This is a genomic window from Achromobacter sp. RTa (assembly GCF_000757485.1).
Taxonomy (GTDB): domain Bacteria; phylum Pseudomonadota; class Gammaproteobacteria; order Burkholderiales; family Burkholderiaceae_B; genus Achromobacter.
Genome location: NZ_JPYO01000014.1, coordinates 1 through 918 on the forward strand (window position 1 = coordinate 1; position 918 = coordinate 918).

Below are 918 nucleotides of genomic sequence, written 5' to 3' on the forward strand. Positions count from 1 at the left end.
TCGGCAAACACGCCCGCCGTGGACAACGCCACCAGGTCGCCCGCGACCACGCCGCTCAACTGGCCCGAGGTCGTGGCGGCCGTCGTGCCGTCGTAGGTCTTGCCCGCTGCCGTGATGGCGCCGGTCAGCGCCTTGGGCGTGATGTCGGCTTGCGCGGTGCTGTTGGCGACCAGCAGATAGTTGCCGGCATCCAGGCCGGTCAATGTGGCGCCTACGGCCACGGCCTTGCCTGCGCCCACGTTCTTGTCGGCAAACAGGCCGGTGCCGTTGATCGCCACCGCATCGCCCAGCACCACGCCAGACAGCGTGCCGGTCGTGATCGCGGTCAGCGTGCCGTCGTAGACCTTGCTGGCCGCCGTCAGTGCGCCGGTGATCGTCTTGGGCGTGATGTCGGCCGTCGCAGTGCCGTTGACGGACAGCGCGTAGTTGCCGGCGTCCAGGCCGGACAGCGCGCCCCCGACAGTCACCGTCTTGCCGCTGCCCACGTTCTTGTCCGCGAAGACGCCCGTGGTCGACAGCGAGACGACGTCGCCCAGCAGCACGCCGGACAGCGTGCCGCCCGTGCTGGCCGCCAGCGTGCCGTCATAGACCTTGCCGGCGGCCGTGATGGCGCCGGTAATCGTCCTGGGCGTGATGCTGGCCGCGCCCAGCGCGACCCCGCTGCCCAGCACATAGTTGCCCGCGTCCGCGCCGCTCAGCGCATAGGCAACGGCCTTGCCATTGCCCACGTTCCTGTCGGCAAAGCTGCCGCTCACGCTGAGTTCGTCGCCCGAAACCACGTTCAGGCTGCCGGCGCCAGTCACGGAAGCCGCGGTCAGGCCGTCATACACCTTGTCCAATGCGCCCAGCGCGCCCGTCAGCTGACGGGCCGCGATGGAGGCGGTGGTGGAAGCGTTGGCGCTGACCGTGTAGTTGCCC

Annotated in this window: 1 protein-coding gene; it reads right to left on the minus strand. The window is 69.7% G+C overall.

What is annotated here, in order from left to right; genetic code table 11:
* The coding region (locus tag JL37_RS30645) for a YDG domain-containing protein (protein ID WP_231570305.1) at nucleotides 1–918 on the minus strand (918 nt) is incomplete at both ends.